At 66.6% G+C, this 18,464-nt stretch carries 13 protein-coding genes; 4 read left to right on the top strand and 9 right to left on the bottom strand.

The window, feature by feature from the left end; translation table 11 throughout:
* Positions 1-32: 32 nt before the first annotated feature.
* The 4 genes from treS to DESFRDRAFT_RS16210 form a co-directional block, all read right to left on the bottom strand.
* Positions 33-3,335, bottom strand: a complete 3,303-nt coding sequence (treS, locus tag DESFRDRAFT_RS16225; protein ID WP_005995717.1) for a maltose alpha-D-glucosyltransferase — start codon at positions 3,333-3,335, stop codon at positions 33-35.
* Between the two features lie 68 nt (positions 3,336-3,403).
* On the bottom strand, positions 3,404-4,171 hold the full coding sequence (locus tag DESFRDRAFT_RS16220; protein ID WP_005995716.1) for a ComF family protein: 768 nt from the start codon (positions 4,169-4,171) through the stop codon (positions 3,404-3,406).
* Positions 4,158-4,763, bottom strand: a complete 606-nt coding sequence (locus DESFRDRAFT_RS16215; protein ID WP_005995715.1) for a flavodoxin family protein — start codon at positions 4,761-4,763, stop codon at positions 4,158-4,160. Before DESFRDRAFT_RS16215 ends, DESFRDRAFT_RS16220 begins: the two co-directional genes overlap by 14 nt.
* On the bottom strand, positions 4,760-5,386 hold the full coding sequence (locus DESFRDRAFT_RS16210; protein WP_005995714.1) for an MBL fold metallo-hydrolase: 627 nt from the start codon (positions 5,384-5,386) through the stop codon (positions 4,760-4,762). The genes DESFRDRAFT_RS16215 and DESFRDRAFT_RS16210 overlap by 4 nt, the downstream gene beginning before the upstream one ends.
* Before the next feature lie 216 nt (positions 5,387-5,602).
* On the opposite strand from DESFRDRAFT_RS16210, the gene DESFRDRAFT_RS16205 reads away from it, so the two are divergent.
* Positions 5,603-8,005 carry a tetratricopeptide repeat-containing diguanylate cyclase gene (locus tag DESFRDRAFT_RS16205; protein ID WP_005995713.1) on the top strand — a complete coding sequence of 801 codons (2,403 nt, stop codon included), beginning with the start codon at positions 5,603-5,605 and terminating at the stop codon, positions 8,003-8,005.
* A gap of 58 nt (positions 8,006-8,063) precedes the next feature.
* Here DESFRDRAFT_RS16205 and DESFRDRAFT_RS22750 read toward each other — a convergent pair whose 3' ends face one another.
* Positions 8,064-8,423 (bottom strand): hypothetical protein, encoded by a 360-nt coding sequence (locus DESFRDRAFT_RS22750; protein WP_005995712.1) that lies wholly within the window; start codon positions 8,421-8,423, stop codon positions 8,064-8,066.
* Positions 8,424-8,684: 261 nt separating this feature from the next.
* On the opposite strand from DESFRDRAFT_RS22750, the gene DESFRDRAFT_RS16195 reads away from it, so the two are divergent.
* On the top strand, positions 8,685-8,906 hold the full coding sequence (locus DESFRDRAFT_RS16195; protein ID WP_005995711.1) for a hypothetical protein: 222 nt from the start codon (positions 8,685-8,687) through the stop codon (positions 8,904-8,906).
* A 192-nt stretch (positions 8,907-9,098) separates the two neighbouring features.
* Here the strand turns inward: DESFRDRAFT_RS16195 and DESFRDRAFT_RS16190 are convergent, their stop codons facing one another.
* The gene (locus tag DESFRDRAFT_RS16190; RefSeq protein WP_005995710.1) at positions 9,099-9,899 is read right to left on the bottom strand and encodes a DUF169 domain-containing protein; all 801 of its coding nucleotides are present in this window, start codon (positions 9,897-9,899) and stop codon (positions 9,099-9,101) included.
* A 317-nt stretch (positions 9,900-10,216) separates the two neighbouring features.
* Positions 10,217-10,867 carry a SagB/ThcOx family dehydrogenase gene (locus tag DESFRDRAFT_RS16185; protein ID WP_005995709.1) on the bottom strand — a complete coding sequence of 217 codons (651 nt, stop codon included), beginning with the start codon at positions 10,865-10,867 and terminating at the stop codon, positions 10,217-10,219.
* Positions 10,868-11,070: 203 nt separating this feature from the next.
* Between DESFRDRAFT_RS16185 and DESFRDRAFT_RS16180 the strand changes: the two genes are divergently transcribed.
* Positions 11,071-13,104, top strand: coding sequence for a PAS domain-containing protein (locus DESFRDRAFT_RS16180; protein WP_233489631.1), 2,034 nt, complete (start codon positions 11,071-11,073; stop codon positions 13,102-13,104).
* A 108-nt stretch (positions 13,105-13,212) separates the two neighbouring features.
* On the opposite strand, the gene DESFRDRAFT_RS16175 is transcribed toward DESFRDRAFT_RS16180, so the two are convergent.
* Together DESFRDRAFT_RS16175 and DESFRDRAFT_RS16170 are read right to left on the bottom strand one after the other, a co-directional pair.
* On the bottom strand, positions 13,213-16,323 hold the full coding sequence (locus DESFRDRAFT_RS16175) for an efflux RND transporter permease subunit (protein ID WP_005995705.1): 3,111 nt from the start codon (positions 16,321-16,323) through the stop codon (positions 13,213-13,215).
* A 214-nt stretch (positions 16,324-16,537) separates the two neighbouring features.
* Positions 16,538-17,722: an efflux RND transporter periplasmic adaptor subunit gene (locus DESFRDRAFT_RS16170; RefSeq protein WP_005995703.1), complete on the bottom strand. Its 1,185-nt coding sequence runs from the start codon at positions 17,720-17,722 to the stop codon at positions 16,538-16,540.
* 296 nt (positions 17,723-18,018) lie between these two features.
* On the opposite strand from DESFRDRAFT_RS16170, the gene DESFRDRAFT_RS16165 reads away from it, so the two are divergent.
* On the top strand, positions 18,019-18,435 hold the full coding sequence (locus DESFRDRAFT_RS16165) for a hypothetical protein (RefSeq protein WP_005995700.1): 417 nt from the start codon (positions 18,019-18,021) through the stop codon (positions 18,433-18,435).
* Positions 18,436-18,464 lie beyond the last annotated feature (29 nt).

Raw genomic sequence — 18,464 nt, 5'->3', positions numbered from 1 at the left:
TTCCCTCCCCCGGTTCCTCCTCACTTCCCCGATCACTTCAACGCCAACACCAACCGTATGCAGGAAAGCGGCGCGCCGATGCGGTCCGGGCGGTTGACGGCCGCTTGCCCCAGAGCGTCGTAGCAGCGTTCGAGCAGAAAGCTTTTGAGCAAAAGCAGTCTGGCCCGGCGCGGCGGCAGGATGCGCGAATCGCCGACGGCCGCGGCGTAGGCCCCGAAGAAGGCGCGGGAGACGGCCTCGGCCCAAGGCCAGGCCCAGCCGGCGCATCGGCCGCTGTCTTCGGGGTGGGCGGCGGCGTGGCGACTGACGCCCTCCTCGCCGGCGGCGTAGAAGGAGTAGAACATGCCGGCCACGTCCCGCAGCGCCGAGCGTTTGAGCCGGCGTTCGCCGAGCGTGCGCCTGGGGTCGCCCTCGAAGTCCACGATCACGAAATCCTTGCCCGTAAAAAGCAACTGCTCCAGGCGGTAGTCGCCGTGGATGCGGATTTTGATCGTATCCACCACGCCGGAGAGCAGGCCGGAGATGGCGGCCAGGGCCTCACTTTCCGCCTCGATGATGCGCGTTGCGTCCTCGCGCAGGGCCGCCGGCACCGAGCCGAGGTGCTTGGACAGGAGGTTGGTGGCCTGACGGATGCTGTTGCGGATGGCTTGATAGACCGAGCGTTGGTAGAGTTTGGTAAAAGGCTCCGGTTCGAACGCCCCGCCGCCGCTAGAGAGCGCCAGATGCATTCCGGCCGTGCGCCGGCCGAGAAGCCTGGCCATCTCCAGATAGAACTCGTCGGCCATGCCGGCCAGGGACTTGGCCATGCCGAAATCCAGCATGTTGCCCGGGGCCGGGGTGTCGGCGTCCTCGGGCATGGCCCGGCGCTGCTCGAAATAGCGGGTGAGGTGTTCGAGGCTGTAGCCGTAGGCGTCCCGGGCGTCGGCGATGTATTCCTGCACCGTGGCCACCACCATGGGTTCGGCCCCGGTCTTGGGGCGGTACTCGAGCACGCCGGCCAGGGTCGGAGCATGGTCGAAGCCCACCGCTCCCAGATGGCGCAACAGCTCGGCCTCGGGATGGGCCCCGGAGTCCAGCGCGCCGTAAAATTTGAAGAACAGTTTGCCGTCGTAGGCCATGATGACGTTGTTCTGGCCGTCGCGGAACATATGGGAAGGCGGGCAGGCCCCGTCCGAGCATAGATCGCGGGGAAAGCCCGGCTCGGGCAACGCGGCCAGCACCCCGGCCGGACCGCGAAGCCTGGCCTTGCGCTTAAAGGCCTCGGGCCACCAGGCGCGAAGCTGCGGCAGGGCGAAGCCGTTGACCAAGGTGCCCTCCCGGCCGGCGTGGGTGATGTGGGCCACCACGGCTTGCGGATCCTCCCGGGCCACGACGACGGCATCCTCGCCGGAGGCCAGGGCCAGCAAAAACGGGAGGGTGCGGGCTTCGCCGGTGATGGCGTGGGTTTCGACCAGAAGCAGCCAGGCCAGAAGCCCGCGCGGCCCGACGGGCGCGGCGTCGAGGATGTCCACCCGCTGGGTGGCGGGCAGACGCACGCCGGCAAGCCCGGCCCGGCGGGCGTGGCCGGGCAGCAGATCCTCGGCCAGGATGGCGCGTTCATTGGGCCCCAGGATGCTTTTGAGGGCCTGACCGAATTCCACATGGGGAGCCGGGGCGGCGTCCATGGCCACGGCGGCGTCCTCGCGCGTGAGCCGCAGCCAGTAGTAGTCGTACTGCCCGAGCGGCAGCACGTACGGGGCCTCGGTTATGGTCGGAAACTGCGTGCCGGAAAAGACGTCCACCGGCGACGCCCCGGCGAAGCGGGACAGGTCGAGGGAGGCCACCTGGGAAAAGCGCGACAGGTTGACCACGACCAGGATCGTCTCCTCCTCGTGGCGGCGCAGGAAAACGAGCACCTTGTTGTTGTCCGGACGCAAAAATTCGATTTCGCCGCGTCCCATGGCCGGCAGGCGTTTGCGCAGGGCGATCACCCGGCGCATCCACCACAGAAAGGAGGACAGGTTGGCCTCCTGGTTCTCCACGTTGACGGCTTCGTAGTGGTATTGCGGATCGATGACCACGGGCAGGTAGAGATTCTGGGGATTGGCCCGGGAGAATCCGGCGTTGCGGTCCGGGCTCCACTGCATGGGCGTGCGCACGCCGTCGCGGTCGCCGAGGTGGAAATTGTCGCCCATGCCGATCTCGTCGCCGTAATAGATGATGGGCGTGCCGGGAAAGGAAAAGAGGATGAAGTTTATGAGCTCCATGCGGCGGCGGCTGCCGAGCATCAGCGGCGCGAGCCGGCGGCGGATGCCCAGGTTGATGCGGGCTTTGCGGTCCTTGGCGTAGACCCGGTACATGTAGTCGCGCTCCTCGTCGGAGACCATTTCCAGGGTCAGCTCGTCATGGTTGCGCAAGAACATGGCCCACTGGCAGTTTTGCGGAATGGCCGGCGTCTGCTCCATGATGTCGAGGACGGGAAAGCGGTCCTCCATCATGAGCGCCATGAAGATGCGGGGCATGATCGGGAAGTGGTAGGCCATGTGGCACTCGTCGCCGTCCCCGAAATACGCCACCGCGTCCTCGGGCCATTGGTTGGCCTCGGCCAGGAACATGCGGTTCTTGAACCGCCCGTCCACATGGGCCCGCAGTTTTTTCAGAAACGCGTGGGTCTCGGGCAGGTTTTCGCAGTTGGTGTCCCGGCGCTCGTACAGATAGGGCACGGCGTCCAGGCGCAGCCCGTCCACGCCAAGGCCCAGCCAGAAATCCATGACCCGGGTGATTTCCTTGCGCACGCGCGGGTTGTCGTAGTTGAGGTCGGGCTGGTGCGAATAGAAGCGGTGCCAGTAGTAGGCCCCGGCCTCGTGGTCGTAGGTCCAGTTGGAATATTCGAAATCCTTGAAGATGATGCGGGCCTGCCGATACTTGTCCGGGGTGTCGTTCCAGACGTAGTAGTCGCGCCAGACCGATCCGGGGCTGGCCGCCCTTGAGCGCTGGAACCAGGGATGGTCCTTGGAGGTGTGGTTGACCACGAGTTCGGTGATGACCCGAAGCCCCCGGGCATGGGCCTGGCGCAGGAATTCCTTGAAATCCTTGAGCGTGCCATAGTCGGGGTGGATGCCGTAATAGTCCGCGATATCGTAGCCGTCGTCCCGCAGCGGCGACGGATAAAAGGGCAGAAGCCACAGGGTGTTGACGCCGAGGCTGGCCAGGTAGTCCAGCCGGCTGGTCAGGCCCGGGAAATCGCCGACGCCGTCGCCGTTGCCGTCCATGAAGGCCTTGATGTGGACTTCGTAAATGACGGCGTCCTTGAACCAAAGCGGATCGTCCGCGCCGGGGAAGGGCTTTCGGGGCATGGGTGCTCCTTGTCGTTGACTGCCCCCAGTATACAGGGCGCGGGGGTTTTTTCCAGTCCTTGCCGGACCTAGCGGGCAACCACCACCACATCCACGCGCTCCGCCCCGGCCAGGCGCAAGGCGCGCGCGGCGGTTTCCACGGTGGCCCCGGTGGTCATGACGTCGTCGACGAGCAGCGCGGCCCGGCCGGAGACGATCTCCGGCGCGGCGGCGAAAGCGCCCTGGATGTTGCGCAGTCGCTTTGAGCCGGGCAGCTGGCTTTGGGGGGTGGTGTCGCGGATGCGGGCCAGGGCGTTTACGGCGACGGGCCGGGCCAGCCGGCGGGAGAGCTCCCGGGCCAGTTCCAGGCTCTGGTTGAATCCCCGCCAGGCAAGGCGTCTGGGATAAAGGGGCACGGGCACGATGACATCCGGCCCGGCCGGGTCCATGGCACCGGGACCGGTGCGGGCGGCGGCGCGCGCGTAGGCGTCGGCGGTCAGTTCCGCCAAGACCCGGCCCTGGCCCAGCCGGCCGTGGAATTTGAACCCCAGCACCATGTCCCGCAACAGCCCCTCGTAGGGACCGTGAAAGGCGAAGCCGTCCCATGAGCGGCCCTGGCGCAGACACTCGGGGCAGAGCTGCGGCGGCGCGGCGGGATCGGCGGCAAGCTCGCCGCACCGGGGGCAATAGCCGCCCAGGCGCGGGGTCAGACGCGCGGCGCACAACGGGCATACCGGATGCGGTCCGTCCCGGACCGGCAGCAGGCCCGAACAGGCCTGGCACCGGTCGCAGGCAAAAAGCATGGCCCGGGCGAGCCACCCGGCCAGACGCGGCAGCCCGGCCCTAAAAAGCCCCATGGGCGGCATCCCGGCCGTACCCGGCCGCCTGTTTCACGGCGGCGACGTCGCCGGCCAGATCGCCCGGCGCGTCATAGCCCCGAAACAGGCACGGCTCGGCCAGGGCGCGGTAAAAGGGCCAGAGAAAGTACTTGAGGCTGAGCAGCGTCCCGGCAAAGAGCTTTTCGCCCCGGGGCCGGCCGGCGACCAGCAGGACACGGACGTCCGGCAGGACGGACGGCTCGGCCTCGCCGGCCTCGCCAGCGGAGCGCACGGCCCAGTGGCGCTGGGCCCGGTCGATGAACGCCTTGAAAAGCGCCGGCACGTGGTAAAAGTAGATGGGCGAGGCAAAAGCCAGAAGAGGGGATTCGCGGACATGGGCGAAAAGCGCCTCGGCCGCGTCGCCTTCCGTATCCAGAGGACAGCGGTGGCCGGCAGCGAGGCAGGCGCCGCAGCCCCGGCACGGGGCGATACGTTCGTCGCGCAAGGCCACGACCTGGGCCGCGATGCCTTTCTCCCGAAGCCCCCGGGCAAAGGCCAGCCCGGCCGCGTCGGCATTGCCGCCGGGTCTCGGACCGCACAAAAACACCGTGGCCGCGGGACCGGGCGTCACCGGGCGTACTCCGAAAAAAACGGGTTGTGCCGCATCTCGTCGCCGACGCTCGTGGCCGGACCATGGCCGGGATAGACCAACGTGGCCTCGGGCAGGACGAAGATCTTTTCGCGCACCGAGGCCATGAGCTGGTCATAGTCGCCGCCGGCGAAATCCGTGCGGCCGATGGAGCGGTAAAAAAGCAGGTCCCCGACGAAAACCGTGCCGGCCTCGGGAAAATAATAGGACAGGCTGCCCGGGGAGTGCCCGGGGGTGGCCAGCACCCGGCAGGGTTGGCCGAGAAACGTGCGCTCGCCCGGAGCGATGGGCTCGTAGGAGAACTCGGGCACCTGGGGCAGGCCCATGAATCCGCCCCGGCCGATTTCGATTTCCAGAAGCGACGCGTCGGCGGCCCCGGCGAAAACCGGCGCGCCGAACGCCCCGGCCAGCTCGCCCACGCCGTACAAATGGTCGCAGTGCAGGTGGGTGAGCAGCACCGCCTCAAGGGCAAGCCCTTTTTCCTCAAGAAATTGCGCCACCGCCGTGGGCTTGCCGCCGACATCCACGGCAATGGCCGCGCTGCCCGCGACCGCGATGTAACAGTTGGTCTCCAGGGGACCTATCGGAAACGTCTTGATGTCCATGCCGCATGACCCTCCCGTGCGATTTGCCGCGACTGCCGGCCCGTGGTCGAAAACGGCGACCCGGCCGCCCGCGCCGGACGCCGCCTGCGGCAAGCAGTGCCGTTTCCGGACGCCCCCCGTCAAGAGGCCGCGCCATGCCGCCTGGACCGCGCTTGTTTTCCCGCCGCGTCAACGGTAGAGAAAAGCCCCATCCAGACAGTCAGCAAGGGAGCGGCAATGCCGGCGGCATCCGTCACACAGCGTGACCTCATCGCAAACGAACAGTTTCTCCGGGATGTTTTTTCCCGGTTCCTTTCCTTCAAAACCCACAGCCTTTTTTTCCCCCGCGACGATGACGGGCTTATCGCCGGCTTCGGTCCGGGCCACGACCAGGCCGTGCATCTGCCGGCGGAACGCAAGGTGCTCGTTCCCCTGGCCGCCTCGGACAGGCTGCTCGGTGTGTTCGTGGCCCGAGGGGCGAGCCTTGGCGCGCCGCGTACCATGCTGGCGCTTTTGCCCCGCATCGCGGCCATGGCCCTGGAGGAAATCCGGCTGCGCCATGCCGCCACAAGCGACGCGCTCACCGGCCTTGCCAACGCCGACGCCCTGACCTCGGTCCTCACCCGGGAGATCGAGCTGGTCCAGGACCGCATCCTGCCGGGCTCGGCCAGTCTGGTCGATCCGGGGCTCACCGGGCTTCGGGGCGGATTCGGGCTCGTGGTCCTCGATGTGGACCATTTCAGCCGGCTGGCCGCCCGGCACGGCTTTGTCGCGGCCGAGGGCAATCTGGCCGAAGCCGGCGCGCTGCTGCGCCGCCTGTGCCCCGAAGGCGGGCTGGCCGCCCGGCTCCACGACGACCTTTTCGGGCTTTTTCTGCCCGGGGCCACGGCCTCGCGCTGCCGGGAGGCGGCCGAGGGCATCGTGCGGGAGGTCTCGCGGCTGACCTTCGAGACCCCGGCCACCGGGGAAAGCCACGCCCTGACGGCCAGCGCCGGCTGCGTGGCCTATCCCCAGGACATGCGCGGCGGCCAGTTCGTGGCCCCGCCGGCCGAACAGGCCCGGGTGCTCTTGCGCAAGGCCAAAAAAGCCCTGGCCGTGGCCAAGGACCTCGGCCGCAACCAGGCCATGGCCTTTCACCGCATCCTGGCCGAGGGCGGCGTGGTGCTCGAGGCGCTGCCCCTGTCGCGCTATGCCGTAAGCCTCGGCCGCTTCGTGGACGCCGAGGCCGGACAACGCTTCCTGGTCTGGTCGCCGCGCCACGAAGGGGCCCACGACATCCGCAAGTCCGACGGCGAGCGGGTCTCGGGCCGCTCCCCCACCATGATCAAGGGCGAAATCGCCCTGTTGGAGGTGGGCGAGGACCTGGCTTTCGCCGAAACGCTCCAATGCAACGATCCGGGCTGGGCCATCGAGCCCGGGGACCGGCTCCTGCTCGCGGCCGACTCCGACGAGGCCGGCCATGCCGCCGCGCCGGACGGTCCGCCGAAAAAGGATCCGGCCACCGGCCTTTTCTCCCACGCCGATTTCCTGCGCCAGACCGCCGCCGACCGCGAAAAGCGCCAGACCTTTTCCATGGCCCTGGTGCTGTTGCCCGATCCGGCGTCCGAACCGCGCGCCGGACGGCCGGCCGAGGCGGACGTGGCCGAAGCGGCGGCCGTGTGCCGGGCCCATTTCGGCCAGGCGGCCGTGGGCGGCCGGTTCAGCTCGTCCAAGCTCGTCTTCTACCTCCCCGACCGTGAGCCGGCCGGACTGGCCGAGGCCGCCGAAGCCGTGCTGGCCGGGCTTGGCGAACGCCTCGGCGGCACCGCGGCCGTGGGCGTGGCCGGGTATCCGTTTCTCAACCACACCCGGGCCGATGTGCCGGAAAATTGCCGCAAGGCCCTGGACCACGCCCTGCTTTTGCCGCGCGGCCCCAAGACGGCCGTCTTCGACACTTTGTCGCTGACCGTCAGCGGCGACCGCCATTTCGCCATGGGCGACATCTACGCGGCCATGGAGGAATACAAGCAGGCGCTTTTGGCCGACGAGGGTAATACGCTGGCCCGCAACTCGCTCGGCATCTGCCTGGCCCGGCTCGGCCGGCTGGATACGGCCCGGGCCGAATTCGACCGGGTCATCGGCCGCGACGCCAAAAACACCATGGCCCTGTACAACCTCGGCTGCGTCTGCCGCCGGCTGGGCGAAAACGCCGCCGCGCGCAAGGCCTTCCAGAAATGCCTGCGGGCCAATCCCGGCCACATCTACAGCTTGCTGCGGCTCGGGCGCATGTCCGAGGAGGACAAGCGCTTCACCACGGCGCTCAAATATTACAAGCGGGCCATGGCCGCCCCGGGCGGCGCGCCCCTGACCCTGCGCCACCTGGCCCGGCTGGCTTTCAAGCGAGGCCGCAACGAGGAAGCCCGGGAACACCTGCACCAGGCCCTGCTCCACGACCCCAAGGACGCGGTGTCCCTGCACCTGATGGCCAAGCTCTACCTCAAGGAAGGCCAGGACCCGGCCATCGCCGAGGCCATGGCCCGGCAGGCCGTGGCCCTGCGGCCCGAACGGACGGAATTCTGGCAGGCGCTGGCCCGCGCCCTCACCGCCCAGGGACGCGACGGAGAAGCCCGGGACGCCCTGGCCCGGGCCGAGGGCATCTAATAGGAAAACGCGCGGCCGCAATCCGACCGCGCGTTTCTTTTACAGCCGCCGCGCCACGTTAGCGGGGGCGCGGACCGAAGTGGGGGTGCGGACCGACAGGCCCGGGGCCGATGGGCCGGGGGCCGACCGGCGGCAGCACGGCCACCGGACGCGGCCGAGCCCGATACGGACGCGGCGCGACCCATACCGGCGGCGGCACATAGGCCGGGGCCACGTAGACCGGCGGGGGCGGCGGCACATAGGCCGGAGCCACATACACGGGCGGGGGCGGCGCCACATAAACCGGGGCCGGGGCGACGCCGACATAGAGGGGAACGCTTACGGCAAACCCCGGACCGGCCACGGTCAGGGCCTGGGCGACACCAGCCATGGCGACCAGGGAACAAGTCAGGATAAGGGTGCTCAGAAGACGCTTCATGGCGTGCCTCCTTCAATGCGTTTCCTTTTCCCAAGCCAGAACCATGCCAACCGAGCCGCCTCGCGACACCAATTACAACATACTGTCTTTACAGCATTATCTTTAAATCACTCCAACACTCCGCCGCAACGGACCGCCGGACGTTCCGTTTGTTGCACATCCTGGTTACGTTTGTTGCCCACATCGCCGATATGTCGACAATCCCTTGCCCGGAAGGAAAGAAGGCGTTATGTATCGATCAAGATCATCCGGGAGAAGACCATGTCCATATCGGAGCGCATGTGGGAACGCGCCGCCTACCTGACCCACTACGACGGCAGCTCCACCGCCGACATGGTGGCGGGGCTGGCGAACGCCCACGCCGCCATCGAACGCCTCTCCCCGTCCATGGGCTCCAACGTGCCGGACAACACGCCCCACGCCATCACCACCGGCCCCATCCTCGAAACGGGCCTCGGCGCCATCCTGCGCACGCGTATTTAAAGAGAGAGAAAAAAAGAATGCGAGAGGGGAAACCCTTTAAAAAGGGTTCTCCCCTCTCGCGCTCTCCCCTTCCTAAACTTCCTAACGGTTACAGGGCGTACACATAACATCCTGTAACCGTTAAAAGTCTTTGGAAGGGGGCCCGGGGGAAACCTTTCTACAGAAAGGTTTCCCCCGGTTCTTCCCGCATCCTCAGTCCGTAGCCGCGGCCGGGTCCTTGGCCTTCTTGAAGACGATGAGCGGGCAGTTCTTGCAGATGTCCGCGCCCGGGAACGGGTGGCCGATGCGGGTGATGGCCGCGCCGCCCTCGCGCTCCTTGCGGGCCTTGAGCCGGGCCACCACGCGGCCGATATCCTTGCCGGGAATGGCCACGTTGATCTCGCCGCGCTCGGTCTTGCCGGCGTTGTAGCTGCCGCTGCAGGCCAAAAACACGTTGGCCTCGCCGGAGTTGTAGACGTAGACGTTGCCGGCGCAGGCGGCCGAGTTCATGGTCATGTTGGGGCGCAGGGGATGCTTGTCCATGACGGCCATCCAGTCCACCACGAGGTGGTAGGCCTGCATGTTGTCGCAGTAGAAATGCACCACATCGGGCGGAAAGGCGGCGTCGGCCAGGGGCGAGACAGCGGCGGCGAGCAGTCCTTCCTTCATGCGCGGCTTGCTGCGCACGAAACGTTCGGCCTGTTCCAGGCTCTCGCAGTACTTGATATGGCTTTTGAATTCAGCCGCGTCGATGTCCTTCCAGCCGAACACGCATTTGGCGTTGGAGCAGCCCAGCTGTTCCTTGCCCATGAGCACGGTGATGCCTTCCATGCGCGCGCCGATCTCGGCCTGGCAGAAGGTCAGCGCCTTGGCCGGCAGGTAGTAGGAGACGCGCTCCTTGAAGTCGTCAAGCTCGGCTTGATCGAAAAAATATTTGACGGCGATGGGATAGTGCATGAGCCGCAGCTCGTCCATAAGCACGTGCTGCATTTCCTGATACGAAAGTTCTTCCATGACGACTCCTTTAGTATGGTAATGCAAGGAAAAACGCCCGGGCGTCCGGACTTGCGCCGGCGGCGCCGCGCCATCGGGCGACCGTAACGGCTTTGCGATGCTAGGGGAGGTAGCGATTTGGGCAAGGCACTGTCAACAACAAAGCGGCCTTGCCTGATTTATCACGTGAGGGGTGTTGCTTGAGGCCCGGGTCAGCAGCATACTTGTGAATTTCGGCACAAGCATGCTGCGATTATTGCGTTGCCGGAATACGGACAACCGCTGCTATCTTACGCTGATCCGGCATACACGGACACCATTTATACATAAAGCGTGATTCAGACATTGGGATACCCCACGGTCTGGGCCAGGGTGATGCGACTGGTCGCCGGCAGCCCCATGGCCGAGGCCAGGGCCGCCGTGTCGATGCTGGCCCGCACCACCGTGGCCAGGTCCATGGCCGCGCAGTAGAGGTAGACGTTCTGGCTGACAAAGCCCGTGTCCGTGCCGGCGTAAAAGAGCTTTTCCTCCGGCGTGGAGCCCGCCACCTTGGCCATGTCGGCCACATAGACGAGGTCGACCGGGGCCGTGGCGGCAAAGGCCTGCTTGCCGGTGGCGGCGCGCAGGTCGGCGTCCTTGACGCGGCTTAAGGCATGGTCCTTGGGCTCGTAGAGAAAAAGCCCGTCCGCCTTGGCCACGTAGACGGCGATTTCCTGGCGGTTCATGGCAGTGGGCGCGGTGTGCTTGCCGATTTCCGGGCGGTTGACGCCGTTCGCCGCCCACAAAAGGCCGGACAGCACCGCCTCGGGCAAGGGCCGGGCATCGAACTGCCGCCGGCTCTGCCGTTTTTGGAGCGCCTCCTCCAGGGTCTTGCCCCCGGGGATGGCCGGCGGGGGAAGCGCGACGCCGCTCGCGGCCAGACCCAGGCCGGGCGTGCCGCAACTCGCGGCCATGACGCCCGCCGCCAAGAGAAAGGTTCTGCGATCCATACGGGCACTCCTTGGACGCTTCGCGTCCTTGATTGCCTCTTAACGCCGGAGGTTCCGCCCGGCAATCGGAATCCGGCCCCCTTGCCTGGGCAGGGGAAAAGGACCATACCTTAAACCAGACGGCGAAACCTCCAACACCCGCGACCATCATGCCCGACCAGCCCGCCCCACGCGCCTCCCCTCTCCCTTGCGACGCCGGGTCCATGCTCGCCGCCCTGTGGGAAGCGGCCGGCGATATCGTTGTCGTCATCGACGCCGTGGGCCGTCTGGCGGCCATCAACGAAAGCGGCCTGCGGCTGCTCGGCCAAACCCGCGAACAGGCCGTGGGCAGCGACTGGTTCGATCTGGCCCTGCCGCCCAAGGACAACGACAATGCGCGCATTTTGCATCGCGCCCTTCTCGACGGCGAGTTGTCTCCCAAGGACCTGACGCAAAATCAGACCATCCGCACGGCCCTCGGCTGGCGGCGGTTGCGCTGGGGGCTGGGCCTCATCGACGGCCCGGACGGACAGCCGGCCATGGTGCTCGCCTGCGGGCGGGACGTGGACGCGCAGAGCCAGCTCGAAGCGGCCGTCCGGGAAAAGGAAGCCGAGTACCGCGACATCCTGGATGCGGCCAACGACGCCATTTTCATCCAGGACCCGGCCACGGGCCAAATCCTGGACGCCAACGAGCGCGCCGTGTCCCTTTATGGCTACGGCGTGGACGAACTGCGCCGGATAACGCCCGACGGCTTGAGCGCCGGCACTCCTCCCCACACCGGCGCGGCGGCCCTGGCCAAGCTCGACCAGGCCCGCCGCGGCCAGCCCCAGCTCTTCGAATGGCTGGCCCGCGACAAGACCGGCCGGCTTTTCTGGACCGAGGTCAACCTGCGCCATGCCGTGGTCCGGGGACAGGACCGCATCATCGCCGTGGTGCGCGACATCACCGAGCGCAAAAACGCCGAGCGGGCCTTGCGGGAGAGCGAAAAGAAATTCCGGCAACTGGCCGAAACCATCGGCGAGGTGTTCTGGCTGGCCTCCCCGGACGTAAAGCGCATCTTCTACGTCAGCCCGGCCTACGAAACCCTCTGGGGCAGGCCGCCGGTCAGCCTCTACGCCTCCCCGCAATCCTGGCTCGACAGCGTGCACCCCGAAGACCGGGACAAGGTGCTCGACCACATGACCCGCCTGGCCTCCGGCCCGCCCGCCCGGGGAATTTTCCCCGATTTCCGCGTGGTGCGCGACGACGGCAGCGTGCGCTGGGTCCAGGCCCGCTATTTCCCCGTGATCGGCGACTCCGGTGGGGTCTCCCGGCTCGCCGGCACCCTCGAGGACATCACCGACCGGGTCCAGACCCGCCTCGAGCTGGAGCGCGTCAACGAACGCCTGGAAGACATGGTGCGCAAACGGACCCAGACGCTCAACCGCATGAACGAGGAACTCATCCACGAAGTGCTGGAGCGCCGTGAGGCCGAGGCCTCCATGGCCCGGGCCAAGGAGGCGGCCGAGGCGGCCAGCCGGGCCAAATCGGCGTTTCTGGCCAATATCAGCCACGAAATCCGCACGCCCATGAACGGCATCCTCGGCATGGCCCAGATCCTCGGCCAAACCGGGCTCAGCGACGACCAGAAGGAATTCCTCAAGGATATCGAAGGATCGGCCTCATCGCTACTGGCGCTGATAAACGACCTCCTCGACTTCTCCAGGATCGAGGCCGAGCGCGTGGAGCTGGCCCACGAGGCCTTCGGCCTGCGCGCCGTGCTGGCCTCGGTGGAAGCCGCCATGGGCGCGCCGGCCCGGGAAAAGGGGCTCGAACTCTCCGTGGACATCTCCCCCGACGTGCCGGACATGCTCCTTGGCGACGCCGACCGCCTGCGCCAGGTGCTGACCAATCTCGTCGGCAACGCCATCAAGTTCACCGACCACGGCGGCGTGGTGGTCCAGGCGCAGTGCGTGGAAGCCTGCCGGCCGGCCGAGGCGATCACGCGCGGCATGCGCCAGGAGCTGCTCTTCTCCGTCAGCGACACCGGCATCGGCATCCTCCCCGAGGACACCTCCCGCATTTTCGAGGCCTTCACCCAGGCCGACGGCTCCTACACCCGGCGCTTCGGCGGCACGGGGCTGGGGCTGGCCATCACCCGACGGCTGGTGGCGCTCATGGGCGGGGAACTCGGGGTGGACAGCGTGCCGGACCAGGGCTCGGTGTTCACCTTCTCCCTGACGTTCGAACTGGAACCGCTCTCCCCCCGACATTGACGGGGCGTAGAAAACGTGCGCGAGCGGGGGCCCTTTATAAAGGCCCTTGCCTCGCGCGCGCCTTCCCTCCCCGATCCTGCTTTCCGAAGAATGGTGTCGCGCGGCCGCCTACCGCCGCAGCCGCTCCACGGCGCGCTGGATGAAGCAGTACAGCGCCGGCACGAAATAGACGCCAAGGATGGTGGCCGCGACCATGCCGCCGAAGACCGCCGTGCCGAGGGCATGGCGGCTGGCCGCTCCCGCGCCGGTGGCGACCATCATCGGCACCACGCCGAGGATGAAGGCGAAGGAGGTCATGAGGATCGGCCGAAACCGCAGCCGCGAGGCCGAAACGGCGGCCTCCTCCGGCGCATCCCCGGCCTCCCGGCGCATCTTGGCGAATTCCACGATCAGGATGGCGTTCTTGGCGGCCAGGCCGATGAGCATGACCAGCCCGATCTGGGCGTAGACATTGTTGTCGAGCCCCCGCAGCATCTGCGCGCCCATGGCCCCGAACACCGCCAGCGGCACGGCCAGGATGACCGCGAAGGGCACGGCCCAGGATTCGTACTGGGCGGCCAGGACCAGAAACACCATGACCAGGGCCAGGGCGAAGATGTAGATGGACTGGCTGCCGGAGCGGACTTCCTGGAAGGCGATGCCGGTCCAGTCGTAGCCGAAGCCCTGGGGCAGGTCCTTTTGGGCCAGCCCCGCCATGGCGGCCAGGGACTGGCCCGAGGAGAACCCGGGCGGGGTCGCGCCGGAAATCTCCACGGTCCGGAAAAGGTTGTAGCGGCGGATGTATTCCGGCCCGCGAATGGACTTCGTCCGGCCAAGGGTGCTTAAGGGCACCATCTCCCCCTCGGCGGCGCGCACGTAAAAGCGCTCGATGTCGCGCGGACTGGTGCGGAAACGCGGCTCGGCCTGGAGCATGACCCGGTAGGTGCGGCCGAACTTGTTGAAGTCGTTGACGTAGAGGCCGCCGAGATAGGTCTGGAGCGCCTCGAACACGTCGCTTGGCGGGATGCCGAGGGTCTGCACCTTGTCGCGGTCGAGGTTGTAGAAAAGCTGGGGCACGTCCACGCTGAAGTCGGAAAAGACGCCGGTCACGGACGGCAGCCGCCGGGCCGCGTCCATGAAGCCATAGGCCACCCTGGCCAGCTCCTCCACCTTGCCGCCGGCGCGGTCCTGCAACTCGAACTGAAAGCCGCCGGTGGTGCCGAGGCCGGGAATGGGCGAGGGGTTGAAGGCCATGACCACGGCCTGCTGGATGCCGGCAAAAAAGCGCCTGGCCCGGTCCATGGCCGCTTCCAGGGAGAGCTCCGGCGTTTTCCGCTCGTCCCAGGGCTTTAATATGACGAACAGGGCGCTGGCATAGGAGCTGTAGGTGGCGGTCAGCAGGTTGTAGCCGCCAAGGGACAGGACGTCGGCCACGGCCGGGTCGGCGGCGAGGTGTTCCTCCATGCGCTTGACCACCGCCTCGTTGCGCTCCAGGGACGCGCCCTCGGGCAACTGGGCGTTGACGATGAAATAGCCCTGGTCCTCGTCGGGAACAAACCCCGTGGGCACCGTGGTCAGCAGCCAGTAGGTGCCGCCGACAAGCGCCCCGAGGGTGACGAGCGTGACGAGAAAGAGCCTGATGGCCGCGCGCACCCCGGCCGTGTAGCCGTTGGTGGTGGCGGCAAAGAGGCGGTTGAAGCCGCGGAAAAATGCCCCGAGCGGCCCCTTGGGCGTGCCGGCCGGACGCAGGATCAGCGCGCAAAGCGCCGGCGAAAGGGTCAGGGCGCAGATGGCCGAGAGGGCCACGGACACGGCCAGGGTCAGGGCGAACTGCTGGTAGAGCCGGCCCGTCACCCCGCCCATGAAGGCCACGGGCACGAAGACCGAGATCAAAACCAGCGAGATGGCCACGACCGGCCCGGCCACCTCGGCCATGGCCGCCTTGGTGGCCTCCCGGGCGGGCAGCCCCTCGTGGTCGATCTTGTGCTGCACCGCCTCCACCACCACGATGGCGTCGTCCACGACAATGCCGATGGCCAGCACCAGTCCGAACAGCGTCAGCGTGTTGATGGAAAAGCCGAAGAGCTGCATGAAGGCGAAAGCCCCGACCAGGGACACCGGCACGGTGAGCATGGGGATGAGCGTGGCCCGGGCGTTTTGCAAAAAGACGTAGACCACGAGCAGGACCAGAAAAACGGCTTCGAACAGGGTTTTTATGACCTCGTGGATGGAGGCGTTGACGAACTTGGTCGTGTCGTAGGGAATGGTGTAAGCGACGCCGGAGGGGAAATAGGTCGCCTGCTCGGCCATGATGGCCCGGATCCGCTTGACCACCTCCAGGGCGTTGGCCCCGGGCAGCTGGAAAATCTGGATGGTGCAGGTGGGCTTGCCATTCAGGCGGGTAAAGGCGGTGTAGCTCTGGCTGCCGAGGTCCACCCGGCCCACGTCGCGCACGCGCACGAGCTGCGCCCCCTTGCCCGAGCGCACGATGATGTCGGCGAATTCCTCGGGATCGGCCAGACGTCCCTTGACCTGGACCGTGAGCTGGAACTCCTGGCCCGGCGGAGCCGGGGGCATGCCGATCTGGCCGGCCGGGGCCTGGACGTTTTGCTGGCGGATGGCGTTGGCCACGTCCGAGGCGGTAAGCCCCAGGCGCGCCAGCTTGTCCGGGTCGAGCCAGACCCGCATGCTGTAGTCGCGCTCGCCGAAAACGGCCACATTGCCCACGCCCGGCACCCGGGCCAGGGCATCCGTAATATTTATTTTTGCGTAGTTGTTGAGAAAAAGCGTATCGCGGCTACCGTCCGGGGAATTCAGGTTGATGACCAGCAGCATGTCCGGGGACTGCTTTTTGACCGAGATGCCGCGCCGGACGACTTCGGAGGGCAGGCGGGAATTGGCCAGGGCCACGCGGTTTTGCACGTCCACCGTGGCCAGGTCGAGGTCGCGGCTGATGTCGAAGGTGACGTTTAAGACCATGCGTCCGTCGTTGGAGCTGACGGAATTCATGTAGAGCATGTCCTGGGCGCCGTTGACCTCCTGCTCGATGGGGGTGGCCACGGACTCCTCCACCACCTGGGCGCTGGCGCCGTCGTAGGTGGCCGTCACCTGGACCGTGGGCGGCACGATCTGGGGGTACTGGGCGATGGGCAGGGTCAGGATGCAGATCGCCCCGACCAGGGTGATGACGATGGACAACACGGCCGAAAACACGGGCCGCTCAATGAAGAAATTGACCATGACCGTTCGCCCCCCTCAGGCTTGCGTTCCTGCCACTCCCCCTCTCCCCGGCCCAGGCAATACGCCCCATACTTTTGCAAGCGATCGCCGCATCTTCCCTTCCATCCTCCACCAATCGGCCGTCGACGCATTCCCCTTGAAAAGTTTTTGGGGAGGGTGGGGGTCCGGGGGAGGGAACCCCTTTTTTCAAAAAGGGGTTCCCTCCCCCGGCTCCTTACTCTTTTCCTCCCCCCTCCTTGGCCGGCGGCGGCGCGACCTTGACGACGACGCCGGGGCGAACCTTGGTCACGCCCTCGACCACGACCACATCATCCGGGGTCAGGCCCGAGTCGATGACAAAGGAGCCGTTCTGGCCGCCGCCGATGGTCACGGCCTTGGCCTCGATCTTGTTCTCCGGGCCGACCACGTAGACCGACTTGCTGCCCTGGACGTCGACGATGGCCCGCTGGGGCACGAGCAACGCGCCCTTTCTGTTTTCCAAAAGCACCCGGACCTTGCCGAACTGACCGGGCTTCAGGATGCCGTCGGGGTTGGGGAACACGCCGCGCACGCCGAGGGTGCCGGTCTTGGCGTCCACGGCCCGCTCGGCCATGTCCGCCTCGCCGGCCAGGGGATAGACCGAATCGTCGGCCAGGATGAGCGTCAGCGGAAAATCCTGGGCCTTGCCGCCGTTGCCGGCCTGCATGGCCTTGACCAGCTCCAGGTAATCACGTTCGCTGATGGAGAAATCGACGTAGATGGGGTCGGTGGAGGATATTTCGGCCAGAAGCGTGTTGTCGCCCTTGCCGACCAGGTTGCCGACATTGACGAAGGCCTTGCCGATGCGCCCGGTGATGGGCGCGGCGATCCGGGTGTAGCCGAGGTCGCGCTCGGCCGTTTCCACGGCGCTCTTGGCGCTTGTCACACCCGCTTCGAGCTCGTGCTGCCGGGTGAGCTTGGTATCGTATTCGTCGCGGCTGACCGCGCCCTGCTTATAAAGCTTTTCGAAGCGCGTGAAATCGACCTGCGCCCTGGACAGAAGCGTCTGCTGCCGGGCCAGCTCGGCCCGGGCCTTTTGCAGGCTCTCCTGGTACTGGCGGGGTTCGATGACAAAAAGCAGGTCGCCTTTTTTCACCATGGAGCCTTCGGTGAAGAGCCGCTCCTTGAGATAGCCCTCCACCCGGGCCCGGATGTCCACGTTCTCCTTGGCCGCCAGCCGTCCCACATATTCGGCGTAAACCGGCACGTCGGCCACGACCGGCTTTTGGGCCGCGACCATGACGGCCACGGCTTGCGGCGCGGCGGCCTTCGTCTTGTCGGCGTCCCCGTTGCCGCAGCCCCAAAGCAGGAAAAGACCCAACACCGCCGGCAACAGACAGGCAGGAAACGGGACCGGAATGCGACGCGGGCTCGGGGGCATGCGCAACTCCTTGTTTCGAAAATACCAGGAAAGAGACTTTATGCTTCGAATACGGCATTTTTCCGTATTCCGGCAACCCCCGGCCGCAACTGTTTCCAACATCGCCGAAAATGCCCTTCGCGGCATGGGCCGGCCTGGGCGTTTCCCCGGCGGCAAGATCGCGCATTTTCCCCTCCATCGTGGGAAACGACGCGCGCGCGACGAGGTCGTCACGGATAAACCGCCTCCCGTGACGGTTTACTCTATCGGGGAAAAAACATAGAAAATGAACGCAACCCATAACCCGGGAGACAACCATGCGTCGCATCATCGGCATCGCCTGCATCGCGGCCCTGACCCTGTGTCTTTGCGCCTGCAACGGCCTCAACGCCATCGGCCCCAAGGAAGCCACAGGAAAGCCCTCGGTCTACGCCAAGGTCGTCAAAGCCCCCGACCCGCTGCTTGTCGGCTGCTACGTCAGAAGCCGGCCCAGCGAGTACAACCGGCCCAACAAATACGAGTTCTGCCTGGTGAAGGAAGGCGACGGCTACGCCATGCTCTACTACGTGATGGACGGCAAGACGCTGGCGACGTTCAAGGATTGGACCGGGGCCGTCATCAACGGCGACTCGGTCACGGCGGAGTACGACGGCTCACGTTATTTCGTCAAAGACGGCAAGGTGTGGCAGATGACCACCACCGGCGGACCGCACCGCATGCTGCGTATGGACTAAGCGGCGCGAAAAGGCGAGGATGATCGGAC

The sequence above is a fragment of the Solidesulfovibrio fructosivorans JJ] genome, assembly GCF_000179555.1.
GTDB classification, from domain to species: Bacteria; Desulfobacterota; Desulfovibrionia; order Desulfovibrionales; family Desulfovibrionaceae; genus Solidesulfovibrio; species Solidesulfovibrio fructosivorans.
The sequence above is the reverse complement of the archived record's forward strand: the minus strand, read 5'-3'. Positions and strand labels throughout refer to the sequence as shown.

Bases quoted from the DNA above. Each gene is read 5' to 3' on its own strand.
- DESFRDRAFT_RS22750 (WP_005995712.1), bottom strand. From the start codon at position 8,423: ATGAAGCGTCTTCTGAGCACCCTTATCCTGACTTGTTCCCTGGTCGCC.
- DESFRDRAFT_RS16170 (WP_005995703.1), bottom strand. From the start codon at position 17,722: ATGCCCCCGAGCCCGCGTCGCATTCCGGTCCCGTTTCCTGCCTGTCTG.
- DESFRDRAFT_RS16180 (WP_233489631.1), top strand. From the start codon at position 11,071: ATGCTCGCCGCCCTGTGGGAAGCGGCCGGCGATATCGTTGTCGTCATC.
- DESFRDRAFT_RS16190 (WP_005995710.1), bottom strand. From the start codon at position 9,899: ATGGAAGAACTTTCGTATCAGGAAATGCAGCACGTGCTTATGGACGAG.
- DESFRDRAFT_RS16220 (WP_005995716.1), bottom strand. From the start codon at position 4,171: ATGGGGCTTTTTAGGGCCGGGCTGCCGCGTCTGGCCGGGTGGCTCGCC.
- DESFRDRAFT_RS16195 (WP_005995711.1), top strand. From the start codon at position 8,685: ATGTCCATATCGGAGCGCATGTGGGAACGCGCCGCCTACCTGACCCAC.
- DESFRDRAFT_RS16175 (WP_005995705.1), bottom strand. From the start codon at position 16,323: ATGGTCAATTTCTTCATTGAGCGGCCCGTGTTTTCGGCCGTGTTGTCC.
- DESFRDRAFT_RS16165 (WP_005995700.1), top strand. From the start codon at position 18,019: ATGCGTCGCATCATCGGCATCGCCTGCATCGCGGCCCTGACCCTGTGT.
- DESFRDRAFT_RS16205 (WP_005995713.1), top strand. From the start codon at position 5,603: ATGCCGGCGGCATCCGTCACACAGCGTGACCTCATCGCAAACGAACAG.
- DESFRDRAFT_RS16185 (WP_005995709.1), bottom strand. From the start codon at position 10,867: ATGGATCGCAGAACCTTTCTCTTGGCGGCGGGCGTCATGGCCGCGAGT.
- treS (WP_005995717.1), bottom strand. From the start codon at position 3,335: ATGCCCCGAAAGCCCTTCCCCGGCGCGGACGATCCGCTTTGGTTCAAG.
- DESFRDRAFT_RS16210 (WP_005995714.1), bottom strand. From the start codon at position 5,386: ATGGACATCAAGACGTTTCCGATAGGTCCCCTGGAGACCAACTGTTAC.